General features: G+C 41.3%; 4 protein-coding genes. All 4 read right to left on the bottom strand.

Annotated elements, in window-relative coordinates; genetic code table 11:
• Positions 1-8 precede the first annotated feature (8 nt).
• Genes JMN32_RS23525 through JMN32_RS23540 form a run of 4 tightly spaced genes read right to left on the bottom strand, consistent with a single transcriptional unit; the run spans position 9 to position 20,895 of the window.
• Positions 9-3,380: a non-ribosomal peptide synthetase gene (locus tag JMN32_RS23525; protein ID WP_202858834.1), complete on the bottom strand. Its 3,372-nt coding sequence runs from the start codon at positions 3,378-3,380 to the stop codon at positions 9-11.
• Between the two features lies 1 nt (position 3,381).
• On the bottom strand, positions 3,382-6,771 hold the full coding sequence (locus tag JMN32_RS23530) for a non-ribosomal peptide synthetase (protein ID WP_202858835.1): 3,390 nt from the start codon (positions 6,769-6,771) through the stop codon (positions 3,382-3,384).
• Positions 6,772-6,823: 52 nt separating this feature from the next.
• Positions 6,824-14,314, bottom strand: coding sequence for a non-ribosomal peptide synthetase/type I polyketide synthase (locus JMN32_RS23535; protein ID WP_202858836.1), 7,491 nt, complete (start codon positions 14,312-14,314; stop codon positions 6,824-6,826).
• Positions 14,315-14,334: 20 nt separating this feature from the next.
• Positions 14,335-20,895, bottom strand: coding sequence for a non-ribosomal peptide synthetase (locus JMN32_RS23540; RefSeq protein ID WP_202858837.1), 6,561 nt, complete (start codon positions 20,893-20,895; stop codon positions 14,335-14,337).
• Positions 20,896-20,901: the final 6 nt, after the last annotated feature.

Consider the following 20,901-nt stretch of genomic DNA (forward strand, 5'->3'; position numbering starts at 1 on the left):
TTAACCTATTATAAGTCGTATACTTTTTCTTCTGATTTGTGATCTTGTGATGATGTTGAAATACTTATCAACTTGCCCAGCTCCACTATGGATGAAAAGTTAAAAAGTTGTTGTAACGATAACTGTATACCAAATGCTTTTTCAATTTGATAGGCCAGTCTAATAACCAAAAGTGAGTGACCTCCAAGCTCGAAAAAGGTCTTCTTCACATCAATATTTTCCTTGGGCATTCCGAGTAAACCATGCCAAATCTCCACCAGCTTTTCTTCTGTTTCATTAGCAGGCCTGTTCAAGGCAACTACCAAATCGAGTGTTGCTGTAGTAAGTTCCTTTTTGTTGATTTTCCCATTGCTATCCAAAGGAAGTTTTTCCAACGGCACAATGAATGCAGGTACCATATAGTCCGGCAGGCTTTTCCTTAGCGATATGAGCAGTTGATCCTCATTATAATGAGATGAAGGGACTACATAGGCAACCAGATTCTTTTGTGACGCTACTTCCTGCAAAATAACCTTACAGGCAATCACCTGTTCTGTTCCCATGATATGCGACTCAATTTCGCCTGGCTCTATGCGGTAACCTCTAAGTTTAATCTGATCATCTTTTCTTCCCATAAAGAGCAGATCTCCCTGTGAAGTCCATTTCACTAAATCTCCTGTTTTGTACCAGGTTTCTTCCTTATTTCCTGTTACAGGGTTGCTAACGAAGCTTTCTCTTGTTTTATCTTGTTGCAAATAACCCTTGGCCACCGGGATACCACCTATATACAATTCTCCTGAAACACCTACTGGTACAAGTTGCCCTCCTTCACTAACCACCATGACCCTGGCGTTAGTTATCGGCTTTCCGATTGGAATGATTTTATTATTTGTTTCTTTAACTTCATGAAATACACAACCAATACTTGCCTCCGTCGGCCCATAAAGGTTAGTTATTCTCACATCAGGGTAGATCTTCTTAAATTGGTTAACTGCTTCTACCTGTATCTCTTCCCCTCCAATTACGATTTCCTTCAAGCTTTTCAGATCATCGCTTACTCCTTGTTCCATCATTTCATGCACTATCTCACTAAATAATGCGGGCACAAAATCAGTCATGGTAATATTAAACCCTGAAACGATTTCTTTGAAATATTTCGCCGAAAGCAATTGATCTTCTGAAGGAATCACTGTTTGCCCCTCGTTCATTAATGGCCAGAAAATCTGCCACACTGAACTATCAAAGATATGCTGTGTGGTACGCAGCACTGATCTAGCAGCGTCCTTACCAAAATACTCATTCATCCAGTAAAGCCTGTTCATTACTCCTCCGTGTGTAACAACCACTCCTTTAGGCCTGCCTGTGGTTCCTGAAGTATGAAACACATACATCGCGTCCTCTTGTTTTGCCGGAAAAGATATATCTTTTTCACTATCATTCAACTGGTCTATATCAACCAAAAGCAGTTGATCGGATACTAACTCACTTTCCCTTAGCCCCTTGGTATTAGTCAGTATAACCTTAGCCTTTAAGGATTCTATGATTTCATCCAACCTGGTTGTGGGCCAATGAATACTCAATGGAGCAAAAGCAGCTCCACATTTCAATACTGCCAAGGCTGAAACCACATAATCCAGACCTCGAGACATAACCACAGGAATATAATCATTCGGCTCTATCCCGCGTTCCAATAGCTGTCTGGCCAGTGTATTAGCTTTGCTATTCAACTCACCATAACTCAACTGTTGATCTTTATAACATGCCGCTATTTTCTCAGGAGACTGCCTGGAGGTAGCTTGAACTATTTCATGTACATTTTCAAAACCATATTCACTCCTCTCATACCTATGTAAAACATTTTGCTCTTCCTGAGTAAGCATACTGATTTGATCTATACACAGTGTAGGTTCCTTTACCACATTTTTGAGAATGTTTTTATAATGATTCATCATTCTCTTCATGGTCTCCTCCTTAAAGAGGTCATCGCAATAGGTGATATACACCCTCAATCCATGGGCCGTGCTGGTAATTGTAAAAGTCAGGTCAAATTTGGACGTATGCTGTCCGACAGACTCCCAAGCCAACTGGATGTCTGACAGCCCTTTTGATTCGCCTTCGGGAGTGTTTTGAAAAACAAAGAGTGTTTGAATAAGTGTACTCCTGCTAATATCCCTTTTGCTCTCAACACGTTCTATAATTTTCTCTATAGGTACATCCTGACGTTGAAATGCCTCCAGCGATGTATTCCTAACCTGTTTCAATAGTTCCTGAAAGGTATCAGTTCCTTTAAATTTACTTCTGAGTGCAACAGTATTAAGGAAAAAACCAATTAGGGACTCCGTTTCCTTGTGCAGCCTGTTGGCAATGGGGCTACCAATTACAATATCGTATTGTCCGGTATATTTATGCAGCAACACACTTAGCGCTGTAAGTAAAAACATGTACTGTGTGGTTTCACTTCTGGCACAAAGGTCATTGATGGATTGGCTTATTTCTACAGGAACCATGCCACTATGCAAAGCTCCGCTTGAACTTTTTACGGTTGGTCGTGGGAAATCAGTGGGTAAATTAAGGGGTTCGTAGCCGGTTAGTTTATTTTCCCAATAGCTTAATTTACTATCAAGGGTATTGTTTTCAAGTTGTTTCCTTTGCCAGCAGGCATAGTCTGCATACTGAAGTTCCAAATCCTTTAAATTGGATTGTCGTTTTTCAACTCTTGACTGATAAAGTTCCATCAATTCTTCATAAAAAATGGGAATGGACCAACCATCAGATGAAATGTGGTGCATTACAATGATGAAGTAATGACTTTCTTCCGTTACCGTGATCAGGGTAGCTCGCAAGGAGATATCTTCCGACAGGTCAAATGGCTTCTTAGTTTCCTCTGCTGCCAGATTCATAATTTCCTCATGGGACTTATCTGGTAAACTCAGTCGGGTTATCGACCATTCTGGCATTTGGTCAAGGATCACCTGGTATGGATTCCCTTCCTCCTCTTTGTACACGGTCCTTAAAATTTCATGCCTGTTGATCACTGAAGTAAAAGCATATTGAAGTGCATCAATATCCAGCTTCCCTTGAATCCTACGTAAAGTTGGCATATGATAGGGTGTAGATCCTTCAAACCGATCAATGAACCAGATTCTTTCCTGAGAACAGGATAATGGCAACTTATCGAAACCATTACGGCTCTCAAGGTTAATCTTTTCGCTTGGTGCCGACAATTCTGACAAACTCAGGAAATCAATAATAGCCTGCTTGTTTTCCCTTATTTCGGCAATTAGTTCAGGGCTAATGGTGTTCTGTTTAGGCTTTTTTATTTGCAGCTTTCCAGCCTCAATGTATGCATATGAGCCACTGTTTTTCAGCTCATTAAGAATATTTAGTACTTTATCGTCCATATTAAATATCTATTGTATCGTATTCATCAGCAGGAGCAGCTTCCTTGTTTATGATGCGAATGTACTTTGCCAGACTTTGTATAGTAGGGTATTGAAAAACAACTCTGACCGGGAATGACACCTCAAACTTGTCCTGTATCATGGATATCATTCGGGTAGCCAGTAAGCTGTGTCCTCCATTTTTGAAAAAGTTGGCAGTGGTACTTATTTGCTGGCTATCAGTACTTAGCAATATAGACCAGGCTTGAACCAGTTCATGCTCAATTTCATCAGTAGGGGCAACATATACATCCTGGTTAATTTTGTTCGGTTCTGGTAATTTTTTCTTATCAATTTTACCGCTCGGCAGTAAGGGTAGTTCTTCGATCCGTACATAGTACTCCGGAACCATATATGATGGCAGGTGTGCTTGCAGGTGTTCACGAATATCCTTGGTAAGTAATTCTTCCTCACTCATATAGTAACCGACCAGATACTGATTTTCTCCCTCTCCTCTAAGTTGCACTATTCCCTCTGCAACACCTTCAAACTCTTTTAACCAATGCGTGATCTCTCCTAACTCAATACGGTAGCCTCGCAGCTTAACCTGCTCATCTATTCGACCTAAATATTCCAGGTTCCCATCAGCAAGCCAACGAACCAAATCTCCCGTCTTGTATAACCTGCTTCCTGATTCTCCGTCGTATGGATTATCTACAAACTTCTCCGAGGTCAGTTCAGGGTTGTTGTAGTATCCTCGTGCCAGGGCTATCCCTCCAAGGCACAGCTCTCCGGGCACTCCTAAACCGGCCAGTTGGCTGGCTGTGTCTAAAACATAGGCTTTTACTCCTCGCAAGGGTTTCCCTATCGGAACACTTCGAAGGTCTTCATATGAAGATGTTGAATAACCTGTAGCATAGATCGTAGCTTCGGTGGGACCATACAAGTTCTCCAAACGTGCCGATAAGCCCAGTCTATTAAAATAATCAACAGTATTACGTGCCAGTGGCTCCCCGGCTGAAATGATATAACGCAACGACTCAAGACCCGCTCCCCCTTTTCTACCTACCTCTTCCAAAAACAGTCCCAACATGGAGGGTACAAAGTTTACATGACTCACCCCGTATCGAACAAGCGCATCTTTTATAACTATAGGGTCTGACTCATCTCCCTGAGGAAGTATAGCCAACGATCCTCCCGATACAAACCACCCGAATAGTTCAGAACAGCTCACATCAAACACAACATTGGTCTTGAGCAGATAACTATCTCCGGCCGCCAGAGGGTATTGATCCTGCATGGTTTCTATGAGGTTGGCTAGAGACCTATGCTCAACCATCACTCCTTTAGGGGTACCCGTTGACCCTGAAGTGTAAATGATGTAAGCCAAATCTTCTATACCTGACTCATGAGCCGGTTTTTCATCCTCGGATGTTGAAGATTCAGACATTAAATGCTGGTAATCAAGTACCGTAACTGCCTCAAAACCGTCATAGAAACTGCCAGTGGTTTTATCAGCTACAAGGTATTGAGCCCCGGTATGATCAAGGATGTACGCCCGGCGTGCATCCGGCTGGGTCCAATCTATGGGAAGATAGGCACATCCTGCTTTGAGTATCCCGAAAATGGTAGTTATCAAATCTGATGAACGCTCCATGCTCACCCCTACTATGTCACCAGGACGGACACCTCTGGCATGAAGCTGATGACTCAAGTCATTGGATCGTACCTGCAAATCCTGATATGTGATCTCTTCATCTCTTTCATATAAGGCCACATGATCCGGTGTAAGTAAGGCCTGACGATCAAACTTTTCCATTACCGTTTCATGGATCTCTGGTAAGGGTTGTGCATTATAATGAATGGATTGTAATGACTGCTGTTCTGCCGAATCCATCAGGCTCAGTGAGCTCAACTTCGCTTCTGGATCAGCTACAATTTGCTCCAAAAGAGTGATGTATTGACCTAAAAACTGCTCTACTGTCTCACGTAAAAACAGATCTGTACTGTAGTTGACAGACAGATTGAAACCCTGAGGTTCCTCCTTAGCTCGAAGTGTAATATCAAACTGTGAAGTAATCTCTTCAAGCTCTTTCAGCTCTCCGATTTGCTTTTTACCGGGTTCAGGGTAATTAGCCAGCGAAAACATGATATTAAACAACACCATTGACGTGGCATCTCTGTCACTTTTCATGTGTTCTACGATTTTGATCAATGGTATATCCTGATGTTCGAAGGCATCAAATACATGATCTGAAACATCTTTTAGCCATTTATCGAATGGAAGGTCATTTTGTATTCCATTTCGAAGCACCAGCGTATTGGTAAAGAAGCCAATAAGTGGCTCAATTTCAGGAAGGTTACGATTGGCAACGGGTGAACCTACAACAACGTCATCCTTTCGGGCATATCTGGCTATTAATAAATTAAATACCGACAATAACAAGATATACAATGAAGTATTCTGCTTAGCTGCTAAACCTTTAAGCCCTTCAGCCAACTGGTCATCAATGTATTGCTCAATAATATCACCATTTCCAGATAACACCTGAGGTCTGTTAAAATCTCCCAACAATGTGGTGGGCTCTGCGTTCTCAAGTTCTTTTTCCCAGAAATCGAGATGCTTATTAAGAAAATCCTCAGTAAGCCTCGACTTCTCCCAAACCGCATAGTCAGCGTATTCGACCTCTAAAGACTTAAGACCAGAAGCGTTATTCTGCGATACTTCAAAGTATAACTGACTCAGTTCATTTCCAAAAATAGCAGTCGACCACCCGTCAAAAACAATATGATGCACTACTACAAGGAAAATATACCTGTCACTGTATTTTATGAGTTTTGCTCTTAATAAAGGTCCCTCAGATAAGTTGAATGGCTCTTGCAATTGTTCCTTTAGTAGGTCATCAAAAGATGCCTTGGAAAACTCACCTCCTTCAATTTCTTCAAATTTCCACTCTTCTTTTTCAAGTACCAACTGGTAAGGTATCCCACCTTTTTCCTTAATTACCGTTCTTAAAGGCTCATGACGGTTGATAAGCTCACTGTATGCTTTGACTAAATGCTCCTTTTCAAGGCCATCTGTTATTTCAATAGAGAATGGAATGTGATAGGCCAGTCCACCTTCTATTTGGTCTATGAACCATAACGCTTCCTGTGAACTGGATAACGGAATTTCATCTAGCTCGGCTCTATTGACTCTTTTTATGGTCAAACCTCTTTTCACAGACTTGGCTACTGCCAGATCCTTTTTTAGAAACGATTTTAACTCTTCTTTCCCCGCCTTGATTTTTTCAAGTAGTGCAGGACTTAGCTGTGTACCTTTAGGTACGTTAACCTTGAGCTCACCCTCTTCATTTAAAAACAATGATATTCCACTTTCGTGAGCTTCCGTTATAATATTTAATGCATCCATTTCTTTATCAGGACTTATATTGATATAACTAAATATAACTTACCGTTTAACGTCAGATCTCAAACGACTCATATTCATCTTCGCCTTCTTCTGCAGGTGCAAATACACCTAAATAATCTGCCAACTCTTCTATGGTTGGATAGACAAAAATTGACTTGATGGTAAGGTTAACACCTAACAATTCCCTTACTGCACTTACCACACGGATTGCCATGAGTGAGTGACCTCCCATTTCGAAAAAGTTTGCATCCACGCTGAGTTCTTCTGTGTCAATACCCAAAAGGCCTGACCATATGTTAACCAGTTGCTGTTCTACTTCATTTTTAGGAGCCTTTCGCTCTTGCTTAAAATCAGGCTTAGGCAGTTTTGCTTTATCTATTTTTCCACTTTCATGCACAGGTAACTTGTCCATGGTTATCAATCGGGACGGAACCATGTAGTTAGGCAACTGCGCCTTAAGGTACTCCCTTGCATCAGCTTCATCATAAGTATCCGATACCACCAGGTAAGCTACAAGGATTTTATTGCCCAGGTCATTATCATGAACAAGTACTACTGATTCATTAACTCCATTAGCCTTATTCAGTATGGACTGTATTTCACCAAGTTCTATCCTGTAGCCCCTTATTTTTACCTGATCATCAATTCTACCCAGGAAAGCTATATTTCCGTCAGGAAGCCATTTAGCCAGATCTCCGGTCTTGTACATTTTACCGGGCTGCGAATCTAATATATCTGCAACAAACTTGTCGTCTGTTAGAACATTATCTCCAAAATATCCTGTAGCCAGACAGACTCCTGCAATGCACAACTCACCGGGGACCCCAACAGGAACTACTTGCTTGTTTTGATCCAAAATGTAGATCTTAGTATTGCTAATAGGTTTACCAATGGGTATTATCTCCTTCTCTTCTTCCACGGGATAGTAAACACAGCCTATACTCGCCTCAGTTGGCCCATACAAGTTTGTGAGTCTTATTTGAGGATATTTCCGAATGAAGAAATTCGTGGTCTCTGGTGTAATGGCCTCTCCCCCTATAACGATATCCTTCAATTTAAAAGGGTTAAACTTATTAGTTCCAGCCTTCATTTGCCTTACCATTTCGTTAAATAGTGAGGGAACAAAATCAGTCATGGTAATCCCATATTCTTCTATAAGCTCATTGAAATACCTCAGATCAAGCATTCTCTCTTCCGATGGGATAACAGTCTGCCCTCCATTAACCAATGGCCACATCAATTGCCAGATAGCACTATCAAAAATGTGCTTTGTTGTTCTTAACACAGATTGCGCCGATGCTTTACCGAAGTAGTCATTCATCCACATAAACCTGTTATAAACACCTTTGTGAGGTACTACCACCGCCTTCGGCATACCTGTAGTTCCCGAGGTATGAAATATATACATAGGGAGCTCTGTTCCGGGCTTTTCCGGCAGGTTACTTTCGGTTTCTTCCAACAAACCCGATTCCACTAAATGAAATCCTTCTTCGATACTTAGCCCGCTCTCATCAACACCCAGGTTGTTTACAAGGGTTACTGGTGCATTTAACTTTGCTATGGCATTTTTTATCCTGGCTTCCGGCCAATAAATACTGAGTGGAGCCGGCGCTGCCTTCAGCTTCCATATAGCAATTACCGACACCAGAAAATCAATGCCTCTTGACATAACAACAGGCACAATACTTCCTTCGCTAATAGCATAGCTCTGTAGGTTATTGGCCAGCGTATTGGCTTTTCCGTTTAATTGTCTGTAAGTCAGAACTGCGTCTTCATGATAAACAGCGTTGGCATCAGGTGTTTCCTCAACCTGCTTCTCAAAAAGGTCCAGAATGGTAGTATTATCGGGGTAAAGCTTTCTGGTCTGATTAAACTCATTTACTACCAATTCATACTCTTTTTCATCTACCAGTTTAATGTCGGAAATGAGAATATCCGGATTACCCGCAACCTGTTCCAAAATTTGTCGGAAGCATTTGGCAAAGCGCTCAATAGTTGATCCATCAAAAAGATCACCTGAGTATTCGAAATTAAAAAGCAATCTGTCTTTTCCCTCGTAACCAGTAAGGCTCAAATCAAACTTATTATGGCCTAATTTTCTTTCTTGTCTCCTTAGTGTAATGCCAGGGATCTGAATAGCAGCTCCACCAAAATTCTGAAGGGAGAACATAACATCAAATAGTGGATGCCTATTGCTTTCTCTGCGAACTTTCAAATCGTTGAGTAGCTCATCAAAAGGATATTGCTGATTATCAAAGGCCTGAAGTGAAATGTTTTTAACACTTTGAACAAACTCAATGAAAGTCATCTTGTCATCAAAACGGCTACGGATAGGCAATGTATTTACAAACATGCCCACCAAGCCTTCTACATCATGATGAGGTCTTCCGGCAGTTGGTGTTCCAATAACCACATCGGTTGTTCTCGCCAACTTACCAAGCAGCAGACTATATGCAGAGAATAGGAACATAAATGAAGTTACATGCTGCTCTTCATTGAATGAGGCTATCTGAGATTGTAATTCCGATTCTATTTCGAAACTGACTTTTCCTCCTGGTTTTTCACGCTCCACCGGCCTTTTATAGTCGCCAGGTAAATCTAACACCGGAAGCTCTCCTTCAAACTGCTCCACCCAAAAAGACTTCTGTGTTTTCCAGCTCCTTTCTCCGGTTTGCTCCTTTTGCCATACTGCGAAATCTTTGTACTGGATTTTTGGTTTTTCCAGCGCTTCACCTGCATATAATGCGGCAAATTCATTGAGTAAGATTCCCTGAGAAATACCATCTGTAGCAATATGATGGATATCAACTAATAAATAATGCAGGGCATCTTCTATCTTGAGCAGTTTAACTCTGAGTAGTGGGGCCTTTGACAGGTCGAAAGGTTTACAAAACTGCTCAAAATATACCTCCAGCTCATTTTCATGAATTTCGGCATGTTCTACTTCAAAATTTACGTTTTGTACCTTTTGATATACCTGATCTCCTTCATGGACAAAAGAGGTGCGCAAAATTTCGTGCCTTTCTACCAGCTGTGAAAAAGCCTTTGATAGTTTTTCCTTATCCAGCTCTCCTTCTACCTTTACAAACTGCGGCAGGTTATAACCCAATGAATCTTTATCATAATTCCATAAGAAATATAGCCTGTTTTGAGCCGCACTTACCGGATATTTTGAGGCCAGCTTTGCCTTAGAGATTACATTTTCCTTTGCAGAGCCTAAAGTATCTTCAATAAACTCACCTAACTGTCTCACAGAGGATCTCTTGAAGAAATCGGTGATCAATACATCAACTGAAAACTCCTTCTTGATCCAGTTTATCATAGTTAATGCCTTTAACGAATCTCCACCCAGCTCGAAAAAGTCATCAAATGGTTTAATAGTCTCTTTGCCAAAAAACCTTTCCCACAATACTATTAACCTCTCCTCAACCGTTGCTGCCTGGTTAATCGGGTTTTCATTGGTATGGTTAGCTTGTTCTTCCCCTCTTTCATTAGCATCATCTGCTTTCTGAAATGCCGTCAGGATGCTTCTGGATATTATAACATGACATTCCAGGCTCGTAAGCATATTCCTGAAAAGTAAGAACCCCTCCTTATTGCTTACGCTATTTACTCCCACCATTCCATTTCCAGCTTTAACAGCCATTCCACTTTCTGACCAGGCATTCCAACCTATACTCTTCACGGTAGGGTATTGATATGCAAGAGCATCTAAAAACAAATTGACTGACACGTACCCCACTTCTCCCACGGGTGCTTTAAAGGCCGCAGCCGAGCTACAATTCAAGAAAAAATCCAACTGATCATGTGCAAACTCTTCAAGCAAGTTAAGTGCTCCAAAAACCTTTGTATTAATCAATGTACTATCTGCCGCTCTGTCGCGGTTTTGAATGATTCCTCCCTTGTCAATACTTCCTGCCGCATGAATTACTCCATTTACCTGACCTATTTGACTAATCTTTTCCTTAAGGGATGAATAAGACGTTTTATCAGCTATGTCCATGGCTATATAATGAACTTGTCCGCCAGCGGTCTCAATCTCCCTGATCCTTTTTATCGTATCATTATCACTTTGTGCCCAATGCTTCGGTTCAGGCAACTCCTTTCTACCAATGAGTATAAACTGAGCGCCATTTGTTTCTTCGGCCATTTGCTGAGCAAGTGCCAGGCCTATTCCTCCTGTACCTCCTGATATCAGATATACACCATTATCCTTAAATACAGGCATTTTATTCTCCGCCTTCAAGGCAAATGGTTTCACTCCCTGCTTAAACCTCATACCTTTTCTATAGGCAACTACTTCACCCGAAGTTACAGGCTCTTTTGAGGCAATAGACAACCACTCTTCTTCTTCTGGAAGGTCTAACTGCATACCCTGAATAGTGGCATATTCTTTAGTAATTATTTTAGTTACTCCTGCTGCCAAAGCATAAAATGGATTGACACTATCTTCCGGGAGCACTTTATATCCTCCAAAAGTAACTGTTAACAGGTCAACCTCTGTTTGTGATTTTCTATCCCCTAATGCCTTAGCCAGATTGATCAAACCATAATAGCATGTTTCTACATGGCTATTGGCATCATTCTCTGCACGATTATCCAAGGCATAAACTATACGAACATCTCCCATATTTGTCTCTTCAAAGAGACGGGTAAAATGGGATGGATCAGCCGGGTTAATCTCAAACTGTCTGTCGGCAATTTGTTGGTAAGTAGCTCCCAGCCGGACATTGTAATTACCCTCAACATGGGATGTCTGCTGTAAACCTTCATTGTAACTAAAGATCCACACAGGCTTTTCATCAGTCTTACGAGTGGCAGACATTGCATCTATTTCCCAAATAAGTTTATGTGTCCACTCTACCGGATTAGGAGATGCTCCACCTCCTTTAGCGATAAGGTCCGATATCATTTTGTAAGAGTCCACATAAAGGGGGTATTCTACTTTGTCAAACTCGTACGTCGGCAGATTAATACGACTACGATTTTCATGCTCATAGAATTTGTTCCAGTCTGGCCTCAGCCCCACTGACCATAGCTTTCCGATGGTTTGCAGCAGGTATCTGTTATCATCAATGACCTGATCGGGTTTACTTATAGTATTAAACACATCATGATCATCCATCCTGTGGTCATGTGACCTGACAAAGGTTGATAAGGAATCTCCCGGGCCAATTTCAATGCAGGCTAGTGAGCTTTCTGTAAGCAGGCTTTCTAATGCCTTGGAGAATTGCACCTCTTCTACAATTTGATTGCTCCAATAGCTTTTGTCTTGCATCTCACCATCAACCAAGAGTCCTGTCACACTAGAAATTACCGGTATTTCCTGTCTGTGAAAAGATGTTTCGTCCAAGGTTTTCCTAAATGGCTCTAAGACAGGTTCCATCATGTACGAATGAAAAGCATGAGATGTATGCAGTACTCTTGAATGTATCCCTTTTTCTTCGAGGCTTAGCCTCAGATCTTCTATGGCCTCTATACTACCTGAAGCCACAGCGTGTGCCGAGCTGTTAGAGGCAGCAATTGAAATATTTTCCCTGCCAGAAAGCCATGATATCAGTTCATCTCTTCCCATTGCCACACTCAGCATCTGACCTTTTTCCTGTTGCTGCATGAGCTCACCTCTTGCAATAACCAACTTCAGAGCATCCTCAAGATCAATTATTCCTGAGATGCACGCAGCAGCATACTCTCCAATGCTGTGGCCTAACAGTACATCAGGCTGATAACCCCAATGCATGAGTTGCTTTGCCACCGCATACTGAATGATAAATATGAGAGGCTGGCTGTTCATGGTCTGATCTACCTCTTCAGGTGAAGACTCAAGTATCTTATAAAAATCTTTGCCGGTGAGCCTTTTGGCTATCTCAAAACTTTGGGTGGCATACTGTCTAAATACTTTTTCCTGCATGAGTTTGATTCCCATCCCCTGATACTGCCCTCCTTGTCCGCTAAACATAAACGCCAGTTTCTTAGCTGATTTTGAAGCTTTTGTTACTTTCAAATCTGCGGGAATTCTCAATTTGGTAATGGCCTCTCGTACAGAATCGGCAACTAATGTCTTACGATATGAAAACTCAGACCTTCCTGTTTGTAAAGTATAGGCGGCATCGGCCAGGTTGGTTTCAGGATACTCCAATAAAAAGTCCCTGAAGTTGGCCATGTTATTATCAAGTGCTTTCTCTGATTTTGCAGAAAACTGAAGTAATTGCAGGTTTCTTGCCGGGGCTGGTGTTTCCTCTTTTCGAGGTGCCTGCTCCAATATCATATGAACATTTGTACCTCCAATACCAAAAGAACTCACACCTGCTCGAAGTGGGTACTTACCTCCATCCCATTTCCTAAGTGCAGTATTAACGTAGAATGGTGATCTGTGGAAATTGATTTTAGAATTGGGTACTTCAAAATTAAGTGAAGGTGGTATCTGCTCATGCTTTAAGGCCATTATAGTCTTTATAATTCCTGCCACACCTGATGCTGCAACGAGGTGCCCGATATTGGTTTTAACAGACCCTAATGCGCAATAGGGCTGATCACTCTCACCATAAACTCGGTTAAGTGCATCCACTTCAATCACATCACCTAAAGCTGTACCTGTACCATGGGTTTCAATGTAAGTAACGCTTTCCTTAGGCACCTTAGCCATTTTCAAAGCCTTCATTATGGCTTCCTGCTGTCCATCAGCACTTGGCGCGGTATAAGATACTTTCTGCGCTCCATCATTATTGATTCCACTCCCCTTGATCACGGCATGAATAGTATCCCCATCTTTCAGGGCATCATCCAATCTTTTTAAGAGCAATACGCCAATACCCTCTCCCGCTACTGTACCGCTGGACTGATGATCAAAAGCACGGCAATGACCATCTTTGGAGTAAATCATACCCTCTTCGTATCGATAACCACGATCCGGGTAATTGGTAATAAATACACCTCCGGCAAGACTCATTTTACACTCTCTCAATAGTAAGCTCATACATGCACGCTGTATGGCCACCAGCGACGTAGAGCAAGTAGTATTCAAATAGAGTGAAGGCCCTTTAAGGTTAAGCTTATAAGAAACCCGGGTGCTTAGATAGGATATATTGCGCAACTGAGATGCTGTAACCTCTTCTACCTCTCCTTCTGTATTAGATAGAATAGCTGCGTTTTCCCAATTGTTGTTAGGTCCGCCTCCGGCAAACAAGCCTATTTTCTCATCATATGTGTGCAAGTCGTAGGCAGCATCCTCCACCGCTTTCCAGCAATGCTGATAAAAGAGTCTGAGCTGGGGATCCATTAGCTTAGCCTCCGCAGCCCGGTATCCAAAAAACTCTGAATCAAAATACTCTGCTCCTGAAAGGTCTCCTCGTGCCCCGATATACCTGGGGTTATCAATCACTTCTTTTGGCACACCTGCCGCCAGGAGTTCTTCTTTCGAAAACTGTTTTATAGACTCCTTTCCATCTTTTAAGTTCTGCCAAAATTCTAATACATCTTTCGCTCCAGGAAATTGACATGACATACCCACAATCGCAATTTCCATTCCGTTATACTTTTGCATACTATAGTTTAGTGCTTAGGTTAATTCAATAGATTCATAATGTCTGACAGTCCTTCCACTTCTTCATCAGTGGCTTGGTCAACGTCATTTTTAGTGCTTACCCCCTCTATCAGGTTAGCCATTCCTTCCAAAGTTGGATATCTAAAGAGATCCACAATATCCAATTTCACCGAAAACTCCCTGTTCATTCTGTCATTGAGCTGAAGTAATTTGAGAGAATCTCCTCCAACCTCAAAAAAGCTTTGATCATTGGGTATAGACACTCTTGATACCTGAAGCATATCTGCCCACAGGGAGGCTAGTCTACTCTCTATTTCTGTAGACGGAGCCCACTTTTTCTCAGAAGTAAGGGCAGGTTTAGGTAGTGCCTTTCTGTCCAGTTTTCCATTAGGTGTCAGTGGCAGTTTGTCCATAAAAATGAAGAACCTGGGTAACATAAACGAAGCTACCTTGTGAGACATAAAGCTCTTTATTTCCTTCTCTGCAAAAGGCTGCCTGCTGTAAGTTGTATAATAGGCGACCAAACAACTGCCCCCTCCCAGCTCATCCACCTGAACCACCGCCTGGCTGATATACTCATGCCTTAGCATTTGGCTTTCTATCTCCTCAAGCTCTACCCTATAGCCATTTACCTTTACCTGTCTATCATTCCGCCCTAAAAATTCGATAGTTCCATCAGGCCTTCTTCTTCCCTGATCTCCAGACCTGTAATATCTACCACCTTCGCCATTAATATCTTCTACAAATGCCTTTTCCGTTGCCTCCTTGTTATTCCAATAACCTAGGGCCAGGTATTCGCTTTTATAAACAATCTCACCGGTCTCAAATACAGCCGCTTCTTTGCCTTGAGAGTTAAGAATAAGTACTTCCGTCTGCTCTACCGGGTACCCTACAGGGACTCCCCTTCTGCCAGACGCTTTGGCCATGTCTTTTGAAATGAAGTTTTGAATCGTAATGGTTGATTCGGTAGGTCCCAGTCCATTGATAAAAATACAATCATTTTTAAAGTTGTTGATGAAAACCTGAAGGTCTTTTGGTAAAACAGCTTCACCTCCCATAACAACCAGTCTGACCGATTGAGGTACAGATTTCCCATTCTCTATGCTATCAAAAACAGACCTAAAAACTGATGGGGTAGAATGATATATGGTAATATCTTCTCTATACACCAGATCACGAAATGCTGAAATGCCATTTGTTTTCAAATTGTATGGGTACAGTGTGGCTCCATTGAGAAGTGCCCCATAAATATCCATTACAGAGGCATCGAAGCAGTAAGTGGACAGTAAAGTCAATCTATCCTGCTCACTAATATGGAGAGCATTGGTATATACTCTGGCAAAATGCAACACATTGCGATGTATTTGCACAACTGCTTTAGGTCTACCCGTAGTGCCTGAAGTGTAAAGCAAGTATGCCTTTGATCTTTTATCCTTATCAAGCCTCAGGTTATTACTCTGCTGCTCATCATCAATAATCTCATCAATATTGATAATCCTAACCTGCTTATTCGAAGCTTTAATTTGCTCTCCTATAGATAACGTTTCATTATCTACCAATAACACCTCAGCCGCACTGTCCTCCAACATATAGCCTATTCTTTCTTGAGGATAAGCCGGGTCCACAGGAATATAGAAAGCATTTGTTTTTACTACTCCAATCATAGAAACTATCATATTAGCTCCCATATTAAAAAGCAGTGCAATGCCTTCATTTTTATTAGTCAGTTGATTAATGCTATGAGCAATCTGATTAGCACGGTTATTTAGTTGCTCATAGGTCAGTGCTACACCTCCCACTTTAATGGCCGTATGATTACCAAACTTCTCTACCTGCCCTTCGAATCTACGGTCAATGGTTGACTCAACGCTTTCCTGAGTAAATGACTCAAAATCCTGAGCTATAACTGGTTTCGTTTCATTAATTCTAAGCGCCTTGGACGACATCAGTTGGTAATCACCAATAGGTGTATCCGGTTTATTAGCAATTTGTACTATCAGTTCTTTTAACTCTGCAGCCAGATAGGCTATCGTTTGAGCTGCAAAAATGCTGGTTTTGTAAACCATGGAAATATTCATTTTCCCCTCGCCTTCAGAAACATAAAAGGTGAGGTCAAACCTGCTGTGTATTCTTGGGGGTACTGCTGCAGATTGATTTGCATCAACCTCAGTATCTAATTCCCGAAGAGGTTCAAATTGTAGATCTCCTATTTCCGTTACTGCTGCCCTGTCAAAATTCAGGTAGTTCACAAACACATCAAACAACGGATTCCTGTTGATGTCTCTATCTATATCAAGGAGTTCCAAAAGATCTTCAAACTGAAAATTCTGATTTTCCTGTGCTTCGAGCATATTTGTCTTCACATCATCGAGAAAATCACTGAAACTTTGTTTCAGTTGAGGGAAGTTTCGCAAAGCGAGTGTATTGAGAAACAGCCCAACCATATCCTGAACATCAGCATGATTTCTATTAATAGAGGGCACCCCTATAACTATGTCATCCTGATTGCACAACCTTGACAAGAATACATTAAGTACGGTCAACACCATAACAAAGTTGGTAGTACCATGCCCTTTAGTCACTTCTGTGATCTGCTCTACGATGTCCTCCTCCAGGCTAATTGTAACAAAATCACCACTATCATTAAGCCCCTGTCTTGCAAAATCGATAGGTAATGCCAATTTTTCAGGAGGTTCTGCAAATTGTCTTTTCCAGTATTGCTGCTGAACCTTGACGATATCACTATATTCTTCGGTTTGCTGCCATTCCGCATAATCTTTATAGTCAGTTCTCAGTGGTGGAAGCTCTTCATCGTACAAGGTCTTCAGATCATTGATCAGAATTCCCTGAGATGCCCCATCGGTTATCAGGTGATGGATATCTACAATAAGGAAATATTCTTCATTAGTCTTCCTAATCAGATCAACCCTGAGCAACGGTGCCTTTGTAAGGTCAAATGAATGAAGACGAGCATGCAGATCTCCCCCTATGATATGTTTATCTGATGAATAGTTAATCTCAAAATCCACTGAGTCATGAATCTTTTGCTTAGGCACTCCATCAATCATATGAAAGGAAGTTCTTAAACTCGCATGCCTGTCTATCAGTTTCTTAAACGCAGATTCAAACTTCTCAAAATCCAGCTCCCCCTTTACAACCAGGAATTGAGGCATATTATAGGCCAGCGTTCCAGAGTTCATTTGATTTAAGAAATATAGTCTTTTCTGCGCCGAACTCAAGGCATAATACTCTTTGGGAGATGCTTTTGGTATCTCCTGAAACACGCTCTTTTCAGCATCTCTTATAAATCCGGCAAGTTGTATAATATTCTGTCTTCTGAATATTTCTCTTAACGATACCTCCACTCCAAATTTTTGGTGAATGCTGTTAGACAGGACAATAGCTTTTAATGAATGTCCACCTAGTTCAAAGAAACTTTTATCTGTACTAATTACAGCCTCATCAATCTTCAGAATCTCTCCCCATATAGCGGCAAGCCCTTGTTCTATACTATCTGCGGGTGCCACATAATTTTCACCCTTACTAAATGATGGCGCAGGTAATGCACTTTTATCCACTTTTCCATTCGGCGTTAGTGGAATACGCTCAATCCTGACAAAATGTACAGGAACCATATAGTCAGGCATCTTATCAACTAAATACTGAATAAACTGCCTGCTGTCGATATCCTCGCCGGCAACATAATAGGCGACAAGCGTATCTTCTTGCAAAACAGTAACTATGGCATCATCTACCAAAGTCATATTCTGTATTTGGGCAGCGATCTCCTCCGGTTCTATTCTGAACCCCCTTATCTTAATCTGGTTGTCTTTTCTTCCCTTATATTCCAGTATCCCATCAGCATTATACTTAACAACATCTCCGGTCTTATATATGCGTTCATTAAAGAAGGCCGCATGACTAAAACTATCCTCATTAATATTTTGCTCCTCAATATATCCTTTTGCCAGATGTGGTCCGGCAATGTACAATTCGCCTTCAAGCCCATTGGGAACCAAATTTTGGTATTTATCCAAAACATAGCATTTCGTATTGGTAATCGGGCGACCAATAGGAACAATTTTATCATTCAGCACTATATCCCGATCCACGGGAAAAGTTGTTGCTATACCTGTAGTCTCCGTCTGACCATACATGTTGATCAACTGTAAGCTCTCTTGAAAGAACTCGTATAATTTGTTCACAAGTGATACAGGCAAAGGCTCACTGGCAGTCAAGATCAGCCTCAATTTATTGTTTAAAAAGCCATCCACTATATCCTTAGATTGCGAATTAAGTACTGTAAGACAGTTTCTCAGATATGATGGTACAAGGTCTATTACACTTACTGATTTTCTGCTTATGATTTCAAACAAAAGCACTGGATTTTCAATCTCCTCTTTTTGAGCCAGTACGAGAGTATGCCCATGGCATAGCGGCATAAAAAGTTGGCGAACCGATGAGGAAAAAGAAAAGGTTGCGGTGTGTAAGAAAACATCGTCAGACTGCAATGCAAGACTATGATACAGAGACTGAACATAGTGCCCAAGTCCCTCATGTAAACATACCACACCTTTAGGCTGACCAGAAGTACCCGAGGTGTAAATTATATAAGCCTCATCCGGAGTACTAACTCCATCAGGGTTCATTGAATCAAAACCTTCTAAAGAAGCTTCATCGACATTAATAATATCAACAGCTCCCTGCGCAGCTTCTGGCAATGATTTGTTTCCAGTGTTAACCACCACATGGACCTGGCTGGATTGCAACATATACTGAATCCTCTCTGGAGGATAGTTTTCATCAATTGCCAAATAGGTCTTACCGGACTTGAGTACTCCAATAATCGCGGCTATCATGCTAAAATCTCTTCGTCCAAATACTGCAATCCTTTTTTCTGTCTTGGAAGATGCTAATAGCTTTTGAGCTATTCTGTTTGCTTCCTGATTCAGTTGCTGAAAGGTCCATGTCAAATCACCATTGATCAGCGCTATTTTATCCGGGTGTTCCTGAACCTTTTGCTCAAACAACTCATTAACCGGCTTTTGAACGAAACTGCTCTTCTCTGCCTCACTGACCTGGATCATCTGTTCCTTTTGAACAGTGGTTAACAGCTCTACATCCTGAAGTCTAAGGTCTGGCGAGCTCACCAGTGTATCAGAAATAATTTCTATATATTCTATAAAGGCACCGATAGTCTCCTTTCTAAACAGATCGGTGCAGTAATGAATGGTAAAGTCGAAGTGGTCTTTAGTTTCAAAACACTCCAAATCAATATCAAACTTTGAAATAGTGCTTTCAGAGGACTCATATTTCCAGTTCTCCTCCCTATTATCCATGTACTCGTTGAAGTAATTCTGGAATACGAAAGCTGCATCATACACAGGGTTTCTTCCCGGTTCTCTTTTAGAAGAGACTTTTTCAACAAGCTCATCAAACTTGTATTCCTGGTGAGCCAGGCCTTCGGATACTTTTTCTTTTACTTCATCAATATACTCTAAGAACGATTTGTGCCCTTCAGGAAAACCTTGAAAAACCAGTGTGTTAACAAAATTGCCAATCACTCCCTGTATTTCATCATGATTTCTGCTGGCTACCTGACTTCCCACCAAAACCTGTTCCTGATTACATGCCTTAGACAGCATAATCTGGTAAATAGACAGGATCAATGTAAACGTCGTGATATTATGTTTTTCACATAACAGTCTCAGCGCCTTTGTTTTATCAGCAGAGAATTGAAAGTTCATAAAACCTCCTCTAAAACTTTGGGCGTCTGGCCTTGGATAATCAAAAGGCAGGTTCAATACAGGTAACTCTCCTCCGAGCTCACTTAGCCAGTAACGCTCCTGGCTTTTATAGGCTTCGCTGGCATGTCTTTTTAACTGCCACTCTGAAAAGTCCTTATACTGTACCTCCAGAGGTTTTAATTCATGTCCCTCATAGATTTCTTTCAGCTCCTTTTCCATGATCATAACAGAAGTACCATCCGCTATGATATGATGAATATCCATGACCAACCAGGCACTATCATTATCCTTTATAAGAGTGGCCTTAAGTATTGGTGCCTGAGCCAGATCAAATGGTTTAATCAGCTTTGGAATAAGCTCAGCTATGTTCTTGTCTCCAGCAGCATCAACAACTTCAATATTAAACTTTACCGTATTATGTACTACCTGCACAGGCTCTCCCTTATCCAATTTAAAGGATGTCCGAAGACTTTCATGCCTTTTTATTAAACTGTTAAAAGCATCCGTTAGTCGGTTTACATCAACATCCTTATCCAGCTTCATCACCTTCGGGATATTATAAACCAATGATGAAGTATCATAGGAATATAAAAAGTAAAGTCGTCTTTGAGCAGATGAAAGCAGGTAAAAATCCCTTTCATCTGCAATAGGGATATTAGTATATTTCAGTTGGTTGGCTTTTTCAATATACTCAACCAATTCTTCCTTCCTGCCCTTGATCTCTTCAAGCAACTCTTTGGTCATCACCCCGGTGGGGGCATTAACCTTGAGCTTGCCATCAACCACAGTTAATTCAATCCGCTTATTCCTTAGTTTCGTTAAAAGATTCTTCACTCCCTG

This window comes from Fulvivirga marina (assembly GCF_016775155.1).
Classification (GTDB): Bacteria; Bacteroidota; Bacteroidia; order Cytophagales; family Cyclobacteriaceae; genus Fulvivirga; species Fulvivirga marina.